This window comes from Thermus sediminis, from assembly GCF_003426945.1.
In the GTDB taxonomy this organism is placed as follows: domain Bacteria; phylum Deinococcota; class Deinococci; order Deinococcales; family Thermaceae; genus Thermus; species Thermus sediminis.
This window is the reverse complement of the sequence record NZ_QURO01000004.1, coordinates 1,208,927-1,223,985: the sequence shown is the minus strand read 5'-3', so window position 1 is coordinate 1,223,985 and position 15,059 is coordinate 1,208,927. Positions and strand designations below refer to the sequence as shown.

The 15,059-nt window shown below is 67.8% G+C and carries 13 protein-coding genes; 6 read left to right on the top strand and 7 right to left on the bottom strand.

The window, feature by feature from the left end; all coding sequences use genetic code 11:
- Positions 1–83: 83 nt before the first annotated feature.
- A complete protein-coding gene (locus ATI37_RS07195; protein WP_117237765.1) occupies positions 84–551 on the bottom strand; it encodes an FKBP-type peptidyl-prolyl cis-trans isomerase in 468 nt (155 codons plus the stop codon).
- A 132-nt stretch (positions 552–683) separates the two neighbouring features.
- Between ATI37_RS07195 and cysK the strand changes: the two genes are divergently transcribed.
- A complete protein-coding gene (gene cysK, locus ATI37_RS07190; RefSeq protein ID WP_117237764.1) occupies positions 684–1,598 on the top strand; it encodes a cysteine synthase A in 915 nt (304 codons plus the stop codon).
- Here the strand turns inward: cysK and ATI37_RS07185 are convergent.
- Entirely contained in the window at positions 1,595–2,245 is a 651-nt protein-coding gene (locus ATI37_RS07185) for an outer membrane lipoprotein carrier protein LolA (protein ID WP_117237763.1), read from the bottom strand. The two genes, cysK and ATI37_RS07185, sit on opposite strands and share 4 nt — an antisense overlap.
- Positions 2,242–2,979: a hypothetical protein gene (locus tag ATI37_RS11580; protein WP_157969083.1), complete on the bottom strand. Its 738-nt coding sequence runs from the start codon at positions 2,977–2,979 to the stop codon at positions 2,242–2,244. Before ATI37_RS11580 ends, ATI37_RS07185 begins: the two co-directional genes overlap by 4 nt.
- Before the next feature lie 348 nt (positions 2,980–3,327).
- Here ATI37_RS11580 and ATI37_RS07180 point away from each other — a divergent pair, with 348 nt between their 5' ends.
- The 4 genes from ATI37_RS07180 to ATI37_RS07165 are packed head-to-tail and all read left to right on the top strand — an operon-like array spanning position 3,328 to position 7,422.
- Positions 3,328–3,972 (top strand): hypothetical protein, encoded by a 645-nt coding sequence (locus ATI37_RS07180; protein WP_117237762.1) that lies wholly within the window; start codon positions 3,328–3,330, stop codon positions 3,970–3,972.
- Positions 3,973–3,981: 9 nt separating this feature from the next.
- On the top strand, positions 3,982–5,829 hold the full coding sequence (dxs, locus tag ATI37_RS07175; protein ID WP_117237761.1) for a 1-deoxy-D-xylulose-5-phosphate synthase: 1,848 nt from the start codon (positions 3,982–3,984) through the stop codon (positions 5,827–5,829).
- The gene (locus tag ATI37_RS07170) at positions 5,816–6,430 is read left to right on the top strand and encodes an MBL fold metallo-hydrolase (protein WP_117237760.1); all 615 of its coding nucleotides are present in this window, start codon (positions 5,816–5,818) and stop codon (positions 6,428–6,430) included. Before dxs ends, ATI37_RS07170 begins: the two co-directional genes overlap by 14 nt.
- Positions 6,427–7,422 (top strand): hypothetical protein, encoded by a 996-nt coding sequence (locus ATI37_RS07165; protein WP_117237759.1) that lies wholly within the window; start codon positions 6,427–6,429, stop codon positions 7,420–7,422. The genes ATI37_RS07170 and ATI37_RS07165 overlap by 4 nt, the downstream gene beginning before the upstream one ends.
- 281 nt (positions 7,423–7,703) lie before the next feature.
- Here the strand turns inward: ATI37_RS07165 and pyk are convergent, their stop codons facing one another.
- The 4 genes from pyk to dnaA all read right to left on the bottom strand — a co-directional run bounded on the left by pyk (position 7,704) and on the right by dnaA (position 13,201).
- Positions 7,704–9,128: a pyruvate kinase gene (pyk, locus tag ATI37_RS07155; protein WP_117237758.1), complete on the bottom strand. Its 1,425-nt coding sequence runs from the start codon at positions 9,126–9,128 to the stop codon at positions 7,704–7,706.
- Positions 9,115–10,383 (bottom strand): phosphopyruvate hydratase, encoded by a 1,269-nt coding sequence (gene eno / locus ATI37_RS07150; RefSeq protein WP_117237757.1) that lies wholly within the window; start codon positions 10,381–10,383, stop codon positions 9,115–9,117. The genes pyk and eno overlap by 14 nt, the downstream gene beginning before the upstream one ends.
- Positions 10,384–10,441: 58 nt before the next feature.
- On the bottom strand, positions 10,442–11,590 hold the full coding sequence (gene dnaN / locus ATI37_RS07145; RefSeq protein WP_117237756.1) for a DNA polymerase III subunit beta: 1,149 nt from the start codon (positions 11,588–11,590) through the stop codon (positions 10,442–10,444).
- A 297-nt stretch (positions 11,591–11,887) separates the two neighbouring features.
- The gene (gene dnaA / locus ATI37_RS07140) at positions 11,888–13,201 is read right to left on the bottom strand and encodes a chromosomal replication initiator protein DnaA (RefSeq protein WP_117238553.1); all 1,314 of its coding nucleotides are present in this window, start codon (positions 13,199–13,201) and stop codon (positions 11,888–11,890) included.
- 49 nt (positions 13,202–13,250) lie between these two features.
- Here dnaA and mnmG point away from each other — a divergent pair, with 49 nt between their 5' ends.
- Positions 13,251–15,053: a tRNA uridine-5-carboxymethylaminomethyl(34) synthesis enzyme MnmG gene (mnmG, locus tag ATI37_RS07135; RefSeq protein ID WP_269801872.1), complete on the top strand. Its 1,803-nt coding sequence runs from the start codon at positions 13,251–13,253 to the stop codon at positions 15,051–15,053.
- The last annotated feature ends 6 nt before the right edge of the window (positions 15,054–15,059 follow it).

The following is a 15,059-nucleotide window of genomic DNA, read 5'->3' as shown; positions in this document are numbered from 1 at the left end:
CTCGAGGGACCCTCTCCTCGGCCAGGCAAACCCCGGGAGCGGCGGACCCCTTGGGCCTGGGCGCCCTCGCCGCTCTGGCCCGCCTAGTGGGCGGAGCCACCCTCGTGCACGTGGCCGTGGAGGATCTCCTCCGGGGTGGCCTCGCGCACCTTCAACACCTGCACCTCAAACTCCAGGTCCCTCCCCGCCAAGGGATGGTTGAAGTCAACGGTGACCTCCTCCCCCTGGACCTCCACCACGGTGAGGGGTATGGGGTTCCCCTCCATGTCCTGGGCGTAGAACTGGGCCCCGGGGGCCACCTCCGCGTCCTCAGGGAAGGCGGAAAGGGGCACCACCTGCACCCCCTCGGGATCGCGGGGGCCATAGGCCTTCTCCGCGGGTACGTGGGCCTGGAAGCGCTCGCCCTCCTGGCGGCCTTCTAGCTCCTCCTCGAGGCCCCGGATCAGGTGGCCGTGCCCGTGCAGGTAGGAAAGCTCCCCCCGGTCCAAGACCTCCCCCTCCACCTGGAGGGTGTAGCGGATGGTCACTACCTTGTCCTGTTCAACCTTCATGTTCGCCTTTCCGCAAGCTAAGGGCTTGCCCCTCCCAGTCTACCAGACCCCCCACCTGGGAAAAGGGGGAAGGGGGACTCCCCTTTACCCCAAGCCTTTTACCCTAACCCACCCAGCCCTATAGTTAGGGGTATGCGGGTGGAAGGGGTGATCGGGAAGACCCCGGTGGTCCGGCTGGAAAGGGTGGTGGAGCCAGGCATGGCCGAGGTCTGGGTGAAGCTGGAGGGGCTGAACCCCGGGGGCTCCATCAAGGACCGCCCCGCCTGGTACATGATCCGGGATGCGGAAGAAAGGGGCCTCCTGCGCCCGGGCTCCGGCCAGGTCATCGTGGAGCCCACGAGCGGCAACACGGGCATCGGCCTGGCCATGGTCGCGGCGAGCCGCGGCTACCGCCTCATCCTCGCCATGCCCGCCCAGATGTCCGAGGAAAGGAAGCGGGTCCTGAGGGCCTTCGGGGTTGAGCTGGTCCTCACCGACCCAGAGAGGCGCATGCTGGCCGCAAGGGAGGAGGCCCTCCGCCTCAAGGAGGAGCTTGGGGCCTTCATGCCCGACCAGTTCGCTAACCCCGCCAACGTCCGGGCCCACTACGAGACCACGGGGCCGGAGCTCTACGAGGCCCTCGAGGGCCGTGTGGACGCCTTCGTCTACGGCTCAGGCACCGGGGGGACCATCACCGGGGTGGGGCGGTACCTCAAGGAGCGCCTCCCGGGGGTGAGGGTCATCGCCGTGGAGCCCGCCCGCTCCAACGTCCTCTCCGGGGGCAAGATGGGGCAGCACGGCTTCCAGGGCATGGGGCCCGGCTTCATCCCCGAGAACCTGGACCTGACCCTCCTGGACAGGGTCATCCAGGTGTGGGAGGAGGACGCCTTCCCCCTGGCCCGGAGGCTCGCCCGGGAGGAGGGGCTCTTCTTAGGGATGAGCTCAGGGGGCATCGTCTGGGCGGCGCTCCAGGTGGCCCGGGAGCTGGGCCCCGGGAGGCGGGTGGCCTGCATCAGCCCCGACGGGGGGTGGAAGTACCTCTCCACCCCCCTTTACGCCGAGCCCTAGCGGCGGAGCACCTGGGCGTCCCTGGGGTAGCGCTTGAGCCCCGCGGGGGCCAGGTTAGCCCGCCGGAACTCCGCTACCCTCAGGTCCGCCAGGCTCCTCCCCCCTTGGTCCCGGAAGAGGAAGCGCACGGGGCGGGGGTCGGCCTTGAGGACGTAGACCTCCACCTGGGCGAAGCCCTGGCCCCCCCTGGCCTGGCCCAGAAGCCTCCAGGCCGGCCCCTCGGGCAGGCGCTCCTCCCCCACGAGGCGGAGTTCGGCCTCCTGGGCCAAGGCCCTAAGGTCCCCAAAGGCCTGGGCAGTGAGGCCGAGCCCCTGCACCTGAGCCCTCTCCCGAGGGGAGATGACCAGCTGGTTGGTGAGGTAGAGGTAGTTCCAGACCTCCCTTTCGGTGATCACGGTGAAGTTGCCCTCCAAGGAGGCGGACTTTAGGAACTCTATGCGGAAAAGACGCTCCTGGGGGATGGCGTAGACCCTGGCCTGCAGCTCCTCCTGGCCCAAAGGGCCCTGGAAGGTGCCCTGAACCAGCGCCTGCCAGGGGGTGGCGAGGTTTCTCTCCACGCGGTCCAGGATCTCCGCTGCAGACTGGGCCAGAGCTAGGTTGGAGATCAGCAAAAGCCCGAGAAAACCGCCCTTCCAGACTCGCTTCACGGCCACCTCCAGGCGTAGCGGACCCAGGCGTAGGGGGCTTGGCGGAAGCCCGCCTCGAGGCCCAGGTCCCCAAGCCACAGGGTGAGGCTACCCGCTGGAGGATGGGAGAGGATGAAAAGAAGGCTAGCCTGCCCTAAGTAAAGGCCGCCCTCAAGGCGGTTGAGTCCCCCCAGGCGCAGGGCGAGGTCCAAGACCTCCCCTCCCTCCCCCACCTCCCCCCGGAGGCCCAGGACCAGGTAGGGAGGCCCCTCCGCCCCCACCCCCAAGGTGTAGGTGGCCCCTTCCCTGAGGGCGTAGGTGGCCTCGGCCCGCCCCCTCTCCAGGAGCAGGCCCACCACCTCCCTAGGGCCCAAGCGGTAGCGGAAGAAAAGCCTACCGTAAAGCCCCTCCTCGGGGAAAAGGGGAAGCGCCCCTTGGGGGCGGTAGGAAAGCCTCCCTTCCAGGGCCAAGGGCCCCGCCCCCCCTTCTAGGAAGAGGGCGAGGCCGACCCCCCCCTCCCCCACCTCCCCCTGAACCCCGTAGGCCAGGAAGCCCAGGGGCCCCAGGGCCAGGCTTCCCAGGTAGCCCAAAGCCCCCCGCCCGGGCTGGAGGCGGAGGAGGACCTCCCCCTCCTCTAGGGCCAAGGCGGCCTCGAGGGTGGGGTGGACCCCGCCCTGGAGGTAGGCCCCGGCCTCGAGGCGGCCCTGGGCCAGAATTGGAACCAAAAAGAAGAGAAGCCAAACCAGCCTGTTCATACCCTTACCTACCCTTGGAAGCAGGCCGAGGCTGAGAAGAGGGCTAGACCCGGAAGAGGGCCAAGGTCAGAGGGTAAGGCCAGACCACCGGCAGGTCCACCCTCTCCAAGTGGCTCCACACACACCATCCCCCCGGCTGTCCCCTTGCGCATCCACCCCACTGTGGAGCAGGATACCCGGCTAGGGGAGCTTAAGACCAGCCTGGAGGGAAGGATGCGGGGAGAGGGATGGCAAGGCCCATGGGGCCGCTAGCCCCTCCGGGGGTTCGTCTTTGCGTAGGAAGACCCCCCTCGGACCTCCGGAAAATGTCGGCCAGCTTACGGGGAACCAAGGGGTAAACTCCGTAGCATGAGGCCGTACCTCATGGCCCTTACCCTAACCGTCGCCGCCTGCGCCCCCCAGGTGACCCAAACCCCGGAGGCCCGCCCCCTCCTGGAGGAGAGGGGCTTCTACCCCGCTAGCACAGGGCTGGAGTGGGTCTACGTCCCCGAGGGGGAGTCCCTGGCCTCCCCCCCTTACCGGATGCGGGTGGAAGGCCCAACGGCCTTTGAAGGCCAGGAGGCCCTCCGCTTCCGCGTCTTCGGCCGGGGGGAGGACCGGGTCTACTTCCGGCAGGTGGGCCCCTTTGGGGTGAGGCTCTTGGGCTTCCAGGAACCCTCGGCCCGGGTGGTCTTCATCCCCCCGCTCCTGGAATACCCCCCCGAGGCCCTTCTCGCCCCCGGCTACCGCTGGGGCGGCACCACCACCGTGCGGGTGGAGCTCCTCACCCCCTCGGGGCGGGAACCCCTCGCCCAGGGCCCCTTGAACTACGGGATGGAGGTCCTGGAGGAGCGGGAGGTGCGGGTGCCGGCGGGGCCCTTCCGCATCTACCGGATCCGCCAGACCTTCCAAGATAGCCGCAGCCAGGACGTGCGGGAGGTCTGGCTTGCCCCCCGGGTGGGCGAGGTGCGCACTCGGGAGGGGCGCATCCTGGTGGAGCGCAACTTCCGCTAGAGGTGGAGCATGGTTCTGGACAAGGTAAATAGGCCCGAGGATCTGAAGAGGCTAAGTCTGGAAGAGCTCTTGAAGCTGGCGGAGGAGATCCGGAGCGAGATCATCCGGGTCACGGCGCAAAACGGCGGGCATCTCGCCAGCTCCCTGGGGGCGGTGGAGCTGATCCTGGCCCTTCACCGGGTCTTCCACTCCCCCAAGGACAGGATCCTCTTTGACGTGGGGCACCAGGCCTATGCCCACAAGCTGGTCACCGGGCGCAAGGACCGTTTCCACACCCTGCGCCAGGAGGGCGGCCTCTCCGGCTTCACCAAGGTCTCCGAGTCCCCCCACGACGCCATCACCGTGGGGCACGCCTCCACCTCCTTGGCCAACGCCCTGGGCATGGCCCTTGCCCGGGACCTTATGGGGGAGGACCACCACGTGGTGGCGGTGATCGGGGACGGGGCCCTCACGGGGGGGATGGCCCTGGCAGCCCTCAACAAGATCGGAGAGCTCCAGAAGAGGATGCTCATCATCCTGAACGACAACGAGATGAGCATCTCCGAGAACGTGGGGGCCCTCAACAAGTACTTCAAAGAGCTTCAGATAAGGAAGTGGTTCCAGGATGCGGAGAAGCTGGGCAAGCAGATCCTGGAGCGCATCTCCCCCCAGCTTTTTGACCTGGTGGACCGGGCCAAGGAGGCGGCCAAGCTCCTCCTAAACCAGGAAAACCCCTTTTACGCCTGGGGGATCCGCTACGTGGGCCCCGTGGACGGGCACGACCTCAAGGGCCTCATCCACATCCTGGAACACCTCAAGGAGCTGGAGGGCCCTACCCTCCTCCACGTGGTCACCCAGAAGGGCAAGGGCTACAAGGTGGCCGAGGCCGACCCCATCTACTGGCACGGCCCCCCCGGCTTCAACCCGGAGAAGCCGGAGAAGGTCTCCAAGGGCTACGGCTGGAGCCAGGCCTTCGGGGATGCGGTCACGGAGCTCGCCTACCAGGAGCCCAGGCTCTTCGTCCTCACCCCCGCCATGCGGGAGGGCTCGGGCCTGGTGCGCTACTCCCTGGAGCACCCCGAGCGCTACCTGGACGTGGGCATCTGCGAGGACGTGGCCGTGACCACGGCGGCGGGCCTGGCCCTGAAGGGGATGAAGCCCATCGTGGCCATCTACTCCACCTTCCTCCAGCGGGCCTACGACCAGGCCATCCACGATGTGGCCATAGAGAACCTCCCCGTGGTCTTCGCCATTGACCGGGCGGGGATCGTGGGGGCGGACGGGGCCACCCACCACGGGGTCTTTGACATCGCCTACCTGAGGACCATCCCCAACTTTCAGATCGCCGCCCCCAAGGATGCTCGGGAGCTTAGGGCCATGCTGAGGAAGGCCCTGGAAGTGGGGGGGCCGGTGGCCATCCGCTACCCTCGGGACAACGTGGAAAGGGTGGAGGAGGGCCTCTGGCCGGAGATCGCCTGGGGCAGGTGGGAGGTCCTCAAGGAGGGGACGGAGGCCTACATCCTGGCCTTCGGCAAGACGCTCCGCTACGCCCTCGAGGCCGCCGGGGAGGACCCCAGGGTAGGGGTGGTGAACGCCCGCTTCCTCAAGCCTCTAGACCTGGAGACCCTGAGGGGGCTTTCCCGGTATAAGCTCCTCACCGTGGAGGACCACCAGAGGATGGGCGGCTTCGGGAGCGCAGTCCTGGAGGCCCTGAACGAGATGGGCCTGAGGCCCGAGGTGCGGGTCCTGGGCTTGCCAGACCGTTTCTTTGAGCATGGCACCATCCCCAGCCTCCACCGCCAGGCGGGGATAGACCCCGAGGGCATCCGGAAGGCCCTGAGGGAGATGGGCATAAGCGTCGTCTGTGAGCGGGCCTGAGGCCCTGGGCTTCGCCGCCAACCTCTACCGCGTCCCGGCGGAGGAGGGCTACTTTTTGGTGGACGCGGGCCTCCCCTGGGAGGCCAAGCGGCTTCTCGCGCTCCTCACGGCCCCACCCAAACTCCTCTTCCTCACCCACCACCACCTGGACCACTCGGGGGGAGCCAGGGCCCTTTGGGAGCGCTTTGGCCTCCCCGTCCTGGCCCACCCAGAGGAGTGGCCCTACCTCACCGGGGAAAGGGCCCGCCCGCCCCTTCCCATCCCCCTTTTGGGAAGAAAGCTCGCCAACCTGGCCCCGCTCCTGCCCAAGGAGGCCCTATGGCCCATAGAGGAGGGAGAGGAGGTCTTCGGCTGGCGGGTGGTGGCCCTCCCCGGCCACACCCTGGGCCAGGTGGGCCTCCTAAAGGAGGGGGTCCTTCTGGCGGGGGACGCCCTTCGGGGGAAGGGCCTTCCCCCTAGGTGGATCAACGAGGACCACGGGCTGGCAAGGCGCACGGTGCGCAGGATCTTGGACCTGGGGGTGCGCCGGGTCTACCTGGGCCACGGGGGGCCCCTGGACCGGGAAGCGGTGGAGGCCCTAGCCCGTAGACTGGGGGTGTGAGAAAAAGCCTTGCCCTCCTTTTCCTGAGCCTGGCCCTGGCCCAAGAGGTAGTGGTCTACCCAGGGTTCGCCGAGATCAAGGAGCCCGTGGTCCTCCCCCCCTCCACCTGGGTCTACCTGGCGGGGGATAAGCTCTCCCGCATCCCCCAGGGCTCCTTGCGCCTCCTCGGGGTGGAGGAGGTGGAAAGGGTCTACCAGGGGGGCGCCGTCCTCTTCCGCTACCGGGGGGAGGGAGGGGCCACCCTGCGCTACCTCTACACGGGGCTTTCCGGGGAGGTCTTCTACACCCTTTTGGAGGGCCGCCTCACCGCCTGGGCCCGGCTCCGCCTCGAGGGGGAGGCCCTGGAGGCCCGAAGGCTCACCCTCCTCGCGGGGGAAGCCCCCCTCCTGAGCCCGCCCGGGAGGGCCGCGCCCCAGATGGCCTTCCGCACCCTGGAGGAAGCCCCGGGAGACACCCCCTTGGGCCTCTTCCGCTACGAGCTGGGGGCAACAAGGCTTTCGCCCGGCATCACCGAGATACCCTTCCTGAAGGCGGAGGTGGCCCCAGAACGCCTCCTCCGCTACCAAGCCCCTTTCCGCACAGACAGGCTCCTCCCTCTAGAAAGGGGCTACCGCTTCCAGGCCCCCTTCCCCCTGGCCCCCGGGGTCCTGGAGGTGAGCGAAGGAGGCTTCCTCCTGGGCCAGGGGAGGATGCCCCCCACGCCCAAGGGGGAGGGGGCCGAGGTCTGGCTGGGGCGGGACCTGGAGGCCAGGCTTTCCCGGAGGGTGGAGAAGGTGGGCGAAACCAAGGAGGAGGCCACCTATAGGGTGGAGACCCGCCTGGAGAACCCCTACCCCTACCCCGTGGTCCTCCTCCTCTCGGAGTCCTTCCCCCACCCCTTCCGCCTGGACTTCCCTGGGGCCACCCTCCTCCCCGAGGGGTACCGGCTCGAGGCCAGGATAGAACCCAAGGAGGCCCGGAGCTTCGTCTACCACCTCACCCGGCCCCGCTAGGGACATCCGCCCCACCCCCTTTGGACAAGGTGGAGGTATGAAGCCAGACCCCCACCCCTTTCCCCTCCTGGCGGCCTGGGAGACGGCCCTGGCCCGCCTCCACTGCCCGGCCTCCGCCGAGCCTGACCCCTTTCCCGGGAAGCTCTCCACGGAAGAGGGGCTCGGGCTCCTCCAGGAGCTTTCCACCCACACCCCCAAGCCCATCCTCCTGCCCACGGGAGGCGGCTCCCTGGCCCCCTCCCCGGTCAGGCAGGCCAGCCTCTCCCCTCCTCCGGAACCCCCTAGGCCACCCGCTCCACCCGGAGGAGGTTGGTGGTGCCCCGCACGCCGAAGGGCACCCCCGCCGCGATGACCACCCGATCCCCCACCTGGGCTAAGCCCTGGGCCTTCACCGCCTGAAGAGCGATCCGTACCATGTCGTCGGTGTCCTGGGGATCGGGGGCCAGGTGGGGCAGGACCCCCCAGACCAGGGCCAGCTGGTTCCGCACCTCGGGGTTCGGGGTCAGGGCCAGAACGGGCACCTGGGGCCTTGTGCGGGCGATGCGGCGGGCGGAACCCCCGGTGGCGGTGAAGACCACGATGGCCCGGGCCCCCACCGCCTCCACGATGTCGTCCGCCGCATGGGCGATGGCGTCTTGGGTGGTAGGGGTAGGGGCAGGCCTCAAGACGCTCAACTCCTGCAAAAACTCCGGAGAGGCCTCCACCGCCCTGGCGATCCTAGCCATCATGGCTACGGCCTCTACGGGATGCCGCCCGACTGCGGTTTCGGCGGAAAGCATCACCGCGTCGGTGCCGTCGAAGATGGCGTTGGCCACGTCCGAGGCCTCGGCCCGGGTGGGGCTTGGGTTTTGCACCATGGACTCTAGCATCTGGGTGGCGGTGACCACGGGCTTCCCCGCGGCGATGCACCGGAGGATGATGCGCTTTTGCACGATGGGCACCTCCTCCGGGGGCATCTCCACCCCCAGGTCCCCCCGGGCCACCATGACGCCGTCCGCCTCCTCGAGGATCTCCTCAAACCGGGCCACCGCTGAGGGCCTCTCTATTTTGGCCATGAGCCGGGCTTGGGAGCCGGAGCGGGCCAGGTAGTGGCGGGCGAGGAGAAGGTCGTCCCGGGTACGCACGAAGGAGATCGCCACCCAGTCCACCCCGATCTCCGCCCCCAGGGCCAGGTCCTGGATGTCCTTCTCGGATAGGGCGGGGATGGAGAGGTCGGCCCCGGGAACGTTGATGCCCTTGCGGTCGGAAAGAATCCCTCCCACCTCCACCACGGTGTGGATCTCGTCCCCTACCACCCTCTCCACCCGGAGGCGGATCCGCCCGTCGTCCAAGAGGAGGAGCTGGCCGGGCCCCACATCCTCGGGCAGGCCCCGGTAGGTTACGGAAACCCGCCCCTCATCCCCCTCCACGGGAACCGGGGTCAGAACGAAGGGCTGGCCAGGCCTGAGCTCCACCCGGCCCTCCTTGAAGCGGCCGATGCGGATCTTTGGCCCCTGGAGGTCCTGAAGGAGGGCCAGGGTCCGGCCTAGCTCTTCAGAGGCCTGGCGCACCCACGCTGCCCGCCTCCCGTGGTCCTCGGGGGTGCCGTGGCTGAAGTTCAGGCGGAAGACGTCCACCCCAGCTTGCGCCAGGGCGCGGATGGCCTCCAGGGAGTCCGTGGCCGGGCCCAGGGTGGCCACGATCTTGGTGCGCTTAAAAGGCCCCATAGCCTAGGAAACGGGCCGCCTGCCCCAGCTCTTCCTCTATGCGCAGGAGCTGGTTGTACTTGGCCAGGCGGTCGGAGCGGGAGAGGGAGCCCGTCTTGATCTGGCCTGCGTTCACCGCCACCGAAAGGTCGGCGATGAAGCTGTCCTCGGTCTCCCCAGAGCGGTGGCTGATCACCACCCGGTATCCGGCCCGCTGGGCCAGGCGGACGGCCTCGAGGGCCTCGGAGAGGGTGCCGATCTGGTTCACCTTCACCAGGATGGCGTTGGCCACCCCGGCCTCAATTCCCCGCTTCAGCCTCTCCGGGTTGGTGACGAAGAGGTCGTCCCCCACGAGCTGCGCCTTGCCCCCAAGGCGCTCGGTGAGGAGCCGCCACCCCTCCCAGTCGTCCTCGGCCAGGCCGTCCTCTATGGAGCGGATGGGGTACTTCCCCACCCAAGCCTCCCAAAAGGCCACCATCTCCTCGGAGGTGAGTACCTTCCCCTCCCCCTCCAAGTGATACCTCCCGTCCCGATAGAGCTCGCTCATGGCGGGGTCCAGGGCCAGGGAAACCTCCTGCCCCGGGGTGTACCCCGCCCGCTCGATGGCGAGGAGGAGGAGCTCCACCGCCTCCTCGTTGCTCTTCAGATCCGAGGCGAAGCCCCCCTCGTCCCCCACGTTGGTGCTGTGGCCCTTTTCCTTCAGCACCCCCTTCAGTTGGTGGAAGACCTCGGCCCCGACCCTCAGGGCCTCGGCGAAGCTCTCCGCCCCCGCGGGCACCAGCATGAACTCCTGGAAGTCCAGGCGGTTGTCCGCGTGCTTGCCCCCATTGATGACGTTCATGAGGGGAACCGGCAGGGTTACCCCCTGCACCCCCCCTAGGTAGCGGTAGAGGGGAAGCCCTAGGGCCTCCGCCGCCGCCCGGGCCGTGGCCAGGGAGACCGCCAGGATGGCGTTGGCCCCCAGGTTCGCCTTGTTGGGGGTGCCGTCCAGCTCCCGCATGGCCCGGTCCACCCCCTCCTGGTCCAGGGCGTCCCGGCCGATGAGCTCGGGGGCGATACGCTCCAACACGTTCTCTACTGCCCGCCGCACCCCCTTGCCCAGGTAGCGCTTACCCCCGTCCCTTAGCTCCAGGGCCTCGTGGGTCCCCGTGGAGGCCCCAGAGGGGACCATGGCCCGGCCCCTTGCGCCCCCTTCCAGCTCCACCTCGGCCTCCACCGTGGGGAAGCCCCGGGAGTCCAACACCTCCCGCGCCTTCACACTGACGATCGCCGTCATGGGATCCTCCTGGGCGGGAAGCGCGTGGAAGCGCTTCCTACCCCATCCATCTCTAAGCTTACACCCTGAGGGGCACCACCACCGCCCGGTAGCCCCCTTCCCCCAGGGGGCGGATCAGGGTGGGGCTGCTGGGCCCAGAGAAGAGGAGTTGAACGTGGCCCTCCTGGGGCTGACCCACCTGTCCCGAGAGGGGAGCTAGGGCCTCGAGGAGGTAGCGGGCGTTGTAGGCCAAGCCCATGGGGGTGCCCTCGAGGTTCACAGGAACCTCCTCCTGCCCCTTGCCATAGTCCCCCTCTGCGGAGAGGAGGGCCCGCCCTTCCTGAAATAGGAGGTCCACCCGATGGTTTTGCTTGTCCGCCAAGACGCTCACCCGCTTCAGGGCCTCCCGAAAGGGCTCCACCTCCAAGACCGCCTTCAGGGGGAACTCCTTGGGAATGACCCGCTCGTAGTCGGGGAACTCCCCCTCCATAAGGCGTACCGCCAGGCGCAAAACCCCCTGCCCGCCCTGACGGACCGCCAGGCCTAGGGTCCCAGGCCCCAGGGCCAGCACCGCCTCCCCTACCCCCGCACCCTTTAGGACCCGCACCACCTCGTCCACGCTGCGGGCGGGGACCACCACCTTCTTGGTGAAGGGCTGGGGCCTTGGGAGGTCAAAGAGGGCCAACCGGTAGCCGTCTGAAGCCACGGCCCTTAGGCCCCTTTCCGAGAACTCCAGTTGCACCCCGCGAAAGATCGCCCGGTACTCCTCGCTGCTGGCGGCGTAGCGCACGTGGACCAGAGCCCGCTGCAGCTCCTCTGCGGAAAGGTCCGCCTGTTGGGTAAAGATCCCGCTCCCTGAGGTTTCCGGATCCGGGAAGAGGAGCTCGGGGTACCCCTCCGGAGAGGCCAAGCCGAGCCGGGTGCTGAACCTCCCCGAGGAGAGAAGAAGCTCCGTTCCTAGGTTGAGCTCCACCGTCTCCCCGGGAAGGCTCCGCACCAGCTGAAAGAAGGGCTGGGAAGGCACCAGGTACTGCCCTTCGCCCGCCACCTGCGCGGAGAAGCGGACCTCCAGGTCTACCTCCCCGTTGCTGCCAAAAAGGACCAAGGCTTCCCGTTCGGCCGCCAGGCCCAGGTAGGTTAGGAGAGGGTTGGAGCTGCGCGAGGGGATCACCCTTTCCAAAAAGGCGATCCGCTCGGCTAATAGGGTCTTGGGAAGGATTACATTCATTGCTGTCCTCCTCTTAACTACTACTAAGACTCTTTTATAAATCTTAAAAAGATTAGTAGCCGTAGTAGTAGGGCCTGTGGATATGTGGATAAAGGGTAGAAAGAGCCCTCCTAGACGCAAAAGGGGTTGTGGATAACTCTTGTGGAAAAGTGGGCTTTGCCTGTGGATAAGGTGTGGATAACCCGCGGGTTATCCACAGGCCCCAAGCCCCCCCAGGTTTTCCACAGGTTATCCACAGGGTTATCCACAGGTGAGGCCGGGTTATCCACAGGGTTATCCACAGGTTATCCACAGCCCTCATCCCAGCTTCTCCCGGAGGGAGCGGAGCAAGCTTTGCACCTCCCGGTCGCTCTCAGAAAGCTCCTGGACCTTTTGGATGGCGTAGAGCACTGTGGTGTGATCCCGGCCGCCGAAGAGCTGGCCGATCTCGGGCAAGGAGGAGCGGGTGAGGTCCCGCACCAGGAACATGGCGATCTGCCGGGGCAAGACCACTTCCTTCCGCCGCCCACCTCCCACCAGGTCCTCCAGGCGGAGGGCGAAGTGCTCCGCCACCACCCGCACGATTTCCTGGGGTTCCACCTCCACCTCCCGGGGGGCGAAGATGTCGGAAAGCGCCTTGGCGGCCACCTGGCGGGTGAGCTCCACCCCGTTTAAGGAGGCGTAGGCCACGGTTCGCATCAGGGCTCCTTCCAGCTCGCGGATGTTGGAGGTGACCTGGCGGGCGATGTACTCCAGAACGTCCTCGCCGATGCGGAGGCCTCGTTGCTCCGCGTTCATCTTCAGGATGGCGATGCGGGTTTCCAGGTCAGGGGGCTGGATATCGGTGATGAGGCCCCACTCAAAGCGGCTCCTCAGGCGGGCCTCGAGGGTCAGGATGTCCTTGGGGGGTCGGTCAGAGGAGAGGATGATCTGCTTGTGGGCTTCGTAAAGGGCGTTGAAGGTGTGGAAGAACTCCTCCTGGGTCCGCTCTTTTCCGGCGATGAACTGGATGTCGTCCACCAGGAGGAGGTCCATGGAGCGGTAGCGCTCGCGGAACTCCGCCATGCGGTCCTCGCGGATGGCGTTGATGAGTTCGTTGGTGAAGGTTTCCGTGGAAACGTACTCGATCCTCAGGTGGGGGAAGCGCTTGGCCACGGAGTGGCCTACTGCGTGCATGAGGTGGGTCTTGCCCAGACCCACGCCCCCGTAGATGAAAAGGGGGTTGTACGCCCGCCCCGGGGACTCGGCCACGGCCACCGCCGCTGCGTGGGCCATGGAGTTGTTGGGCCCCACCACGAAGTTCTCAAAGGTGTACTTGGGGTTGAGTTTGGGCGGGGCGGGTTCGGCCTTGGGAGCGGCCTGGAAGATGTCCTCCTGGACCGGGGCGTTGGGGATCACCCGTAGCTCAAAGCGGGGAACCTGGGCCCCTAGGAGGCCCAAGGCCTCCTGGATCAGCTCGGCGTAGTGCCGCCTTATCCAGTCCAGGGCAAAGGAGGTGGGCACCGCTAGCTCCAAGACCCCCTCCTGGATGCCCAAGGGGCGAATCCTCTCAAACCAGGTGTGGTACTCCACCTCGGTGATGTTGCGGCGGATGTGCTCCAGAACGTGTTGCCAGACCGCCTCGTGCGTCAAGGTCACCCCCACCGTCCGAGGGAACATTCTACGCTAGGGGCTTGGTAAAGTGAAAAGCAGGATGGGGTACGAGGTGGTGGTGGTGGGCGGGGGCCACGCGGGCCTCGAGGCCGCCTGGGCTGCGGCCGCCTTGGGGGTGCGGGTGGCCCTGATCACGGTGAACCCGGAGCGGATGGGCATGATGCCCTGCAACCCGGCGGTGGGAGGGCCGGGCAAGAGCCAGCTGGTGGCGGAGCTGGTGGCCTTGGGGGGGCTCATGGGCCGGGCGGCGGACGCCGCCGCTATCCACACCCGGGTCCTGAACCGCTCCAAGGGCCCTGCGGTGCAGAGCCTTAGGGTCCAGGTGGACCGGGACCTCTACGCCCTGAAGGCCCAGGAGATCCTCTTGGAAAGGCCCATCTCCGTGCTCCGGGGTGAGGTGGCCGCCCTCTGGGTGGAGGGGGGGAGGCTCGTGGGGGTGAGGACCGTGGACGGCCGGGGCATCCCCGCCAAGGCAGTGGTGGTGGCGGGGGGCACTTTCCTCTCCGGGGTGGTCTGGTACGGAAGGAGGTCCCGACCCGCGGGAAGGCAGGGGGAGCCCCCGGCCCGCTTCCTCTCCCAAAGCCTAAGGGAGGTGGGCCACACCCTGCGCCGCTTCAAGACCGGGACCCCGCCTAGGATCCGGGCGGACTCCGTGGACTTTGGGGAACTGGAGGCGGTCCCCCCCGAGGTGCCCCCGGGGAGTTTCACGGGAAACCCCGGGCCCTACGCCCAGCGGCTCCCCACCTGGCAGACCCGCACCACGGAGAGGACCCACCGGCTCATCCTGGACAACCTCCACCTCTCCCCGCTCTACGCCGGGGACATCCGGGGGATCGGACCCCGGTACTGCCCCTCCATAGAGGACAAGGTGGTGCGCTTCGCCGACAAGGAGAGCCACCTCCTCTTCGTGGAGCCCGATGGCCTTTCCACCAGCGAGGTCTACCTCCAGGGCTTCTCCTCAAGCCTTCCTCCGGAGCTCCAGGAGAAGATGGTGCGAAGCCTCCCGGGCTTCTCCCGGGCGGTGGTCCAGCGCTACGCCTACGCGGTGGAGTACGACAGCCTGGACCCCACGGAGCTCACCCGGGGCCTCGAGTCCCGCCTCCTGCCCGGGCTTTTCAGCGCCGGGCAGGTAAACGGGACCTCGGGGTACGAGGAGGCTGCCGCCCAGGGGCTCTTGGCGGGGCTGAACGCCGCCCGCTACGCCTTGGGGCTTCCCAAGGTGCACCTGGGCCGGGAGACGGGCTACATCGGGGTCCTGGTGGACGACCTGGTGGGGCGGGGCACGGACGAGCCCTACCGCATGATGACGGGCCGGGTGGAGCTCCGCCTCCTCTGCCGGGCTGACAACGCCGACGAGCGCCTGGTGCCCCTGGCGGTGGCCTGGGGCTTGAGGCCTAGGGAGGACCTGGAGCGGGTGCGGGCCAAGTACGAGAGGGTGGAGGCGGAGCTCAGGCGCCTGCAGGCCCTCAGGGTGGAAGGGGTGAGCGGCCTCCAGTGGCTGAGGCGCCCCGGGAACACCTACGAGGCCCTCCTGGAACGCTTCCCTACCCCAACCCCCCTTTCCCAGGAGGAGCGGGAGCAAGTGGAGATCCGGGCCAAGTATGCGGGTTACATAGAGCGGCAGGAAAGGCTTCGGGAGAGGATGCGGGACCTGGAGGCCCTCCGCCTCCCTGAGGGCCTGGACTACCCCAGGGTGCCGGGCCTCTCCCGGGAGGCGGTGGAGAAGCTTTCCCGCTTCCAGCCCCGCACCCTAGCTGAGGCCGCCCGCGTCCCCGGGATTCGCGACTCGGACCTCACCGCCCTTTTGGTCCACCTCAGGCGGGAAGGGTAGTGTTTC

Coding starts and splice junctions, on each gene's coding strand:
- ATI37_RS07195 (WP_117237765.1), bottom strand. CDS start 551: ATGAAGGTTGAACAGGACAAGGTAGTGACCATCCGCTACACCCTCCAG.
- cysK (WP_117237764.1), top strand. CDS start 684: ATGCGGGTGGAAGGGGTGATCGGGAAGACCCCGGTGGTCCGGCTGGAA.
- ATI37_RS11580 (WP_157969083.1), bottom strand. CDS start 2,979: ATGAACAGGCTGGTTTGGCTTCTCTTCTTTTTGGTTCCAATTCTGGCC.
- ATI37_RS07180 (WP_117237762.1), top strand. CDS start 3,328: ATGAGGCCGTACCTCATGGCCCTTACCCTAACCGTCGCCGCCTGCGCC.
- dxs (WP_117237761.1), top strand. CDS start 3,982: ATGGTTCTGGACAAGGTAAATAGGCCCGAGGATCTGAAGAGGCTAAGT.
- pyk (WP_117237758.1), bottom strand. CDS start 9,128: ATGGGGCCTTTTAAGCGCACCAAGATCGTGGCCACCCTGGGCCCGGCC.
- eno (WP_117237757.1), bottom strand. CDS start 10,383: ATGACGGCGATCGTCAGTGTGAAGGCGCGGGAGGTGTTGGACTCCCGG.
- dnaN (WP_117237756.1), bottom strand. CDS start 11,590: ATGAATGTAATCCTTCCCAAGACCCTATTAGCCGAGCGGATCGCCTTT.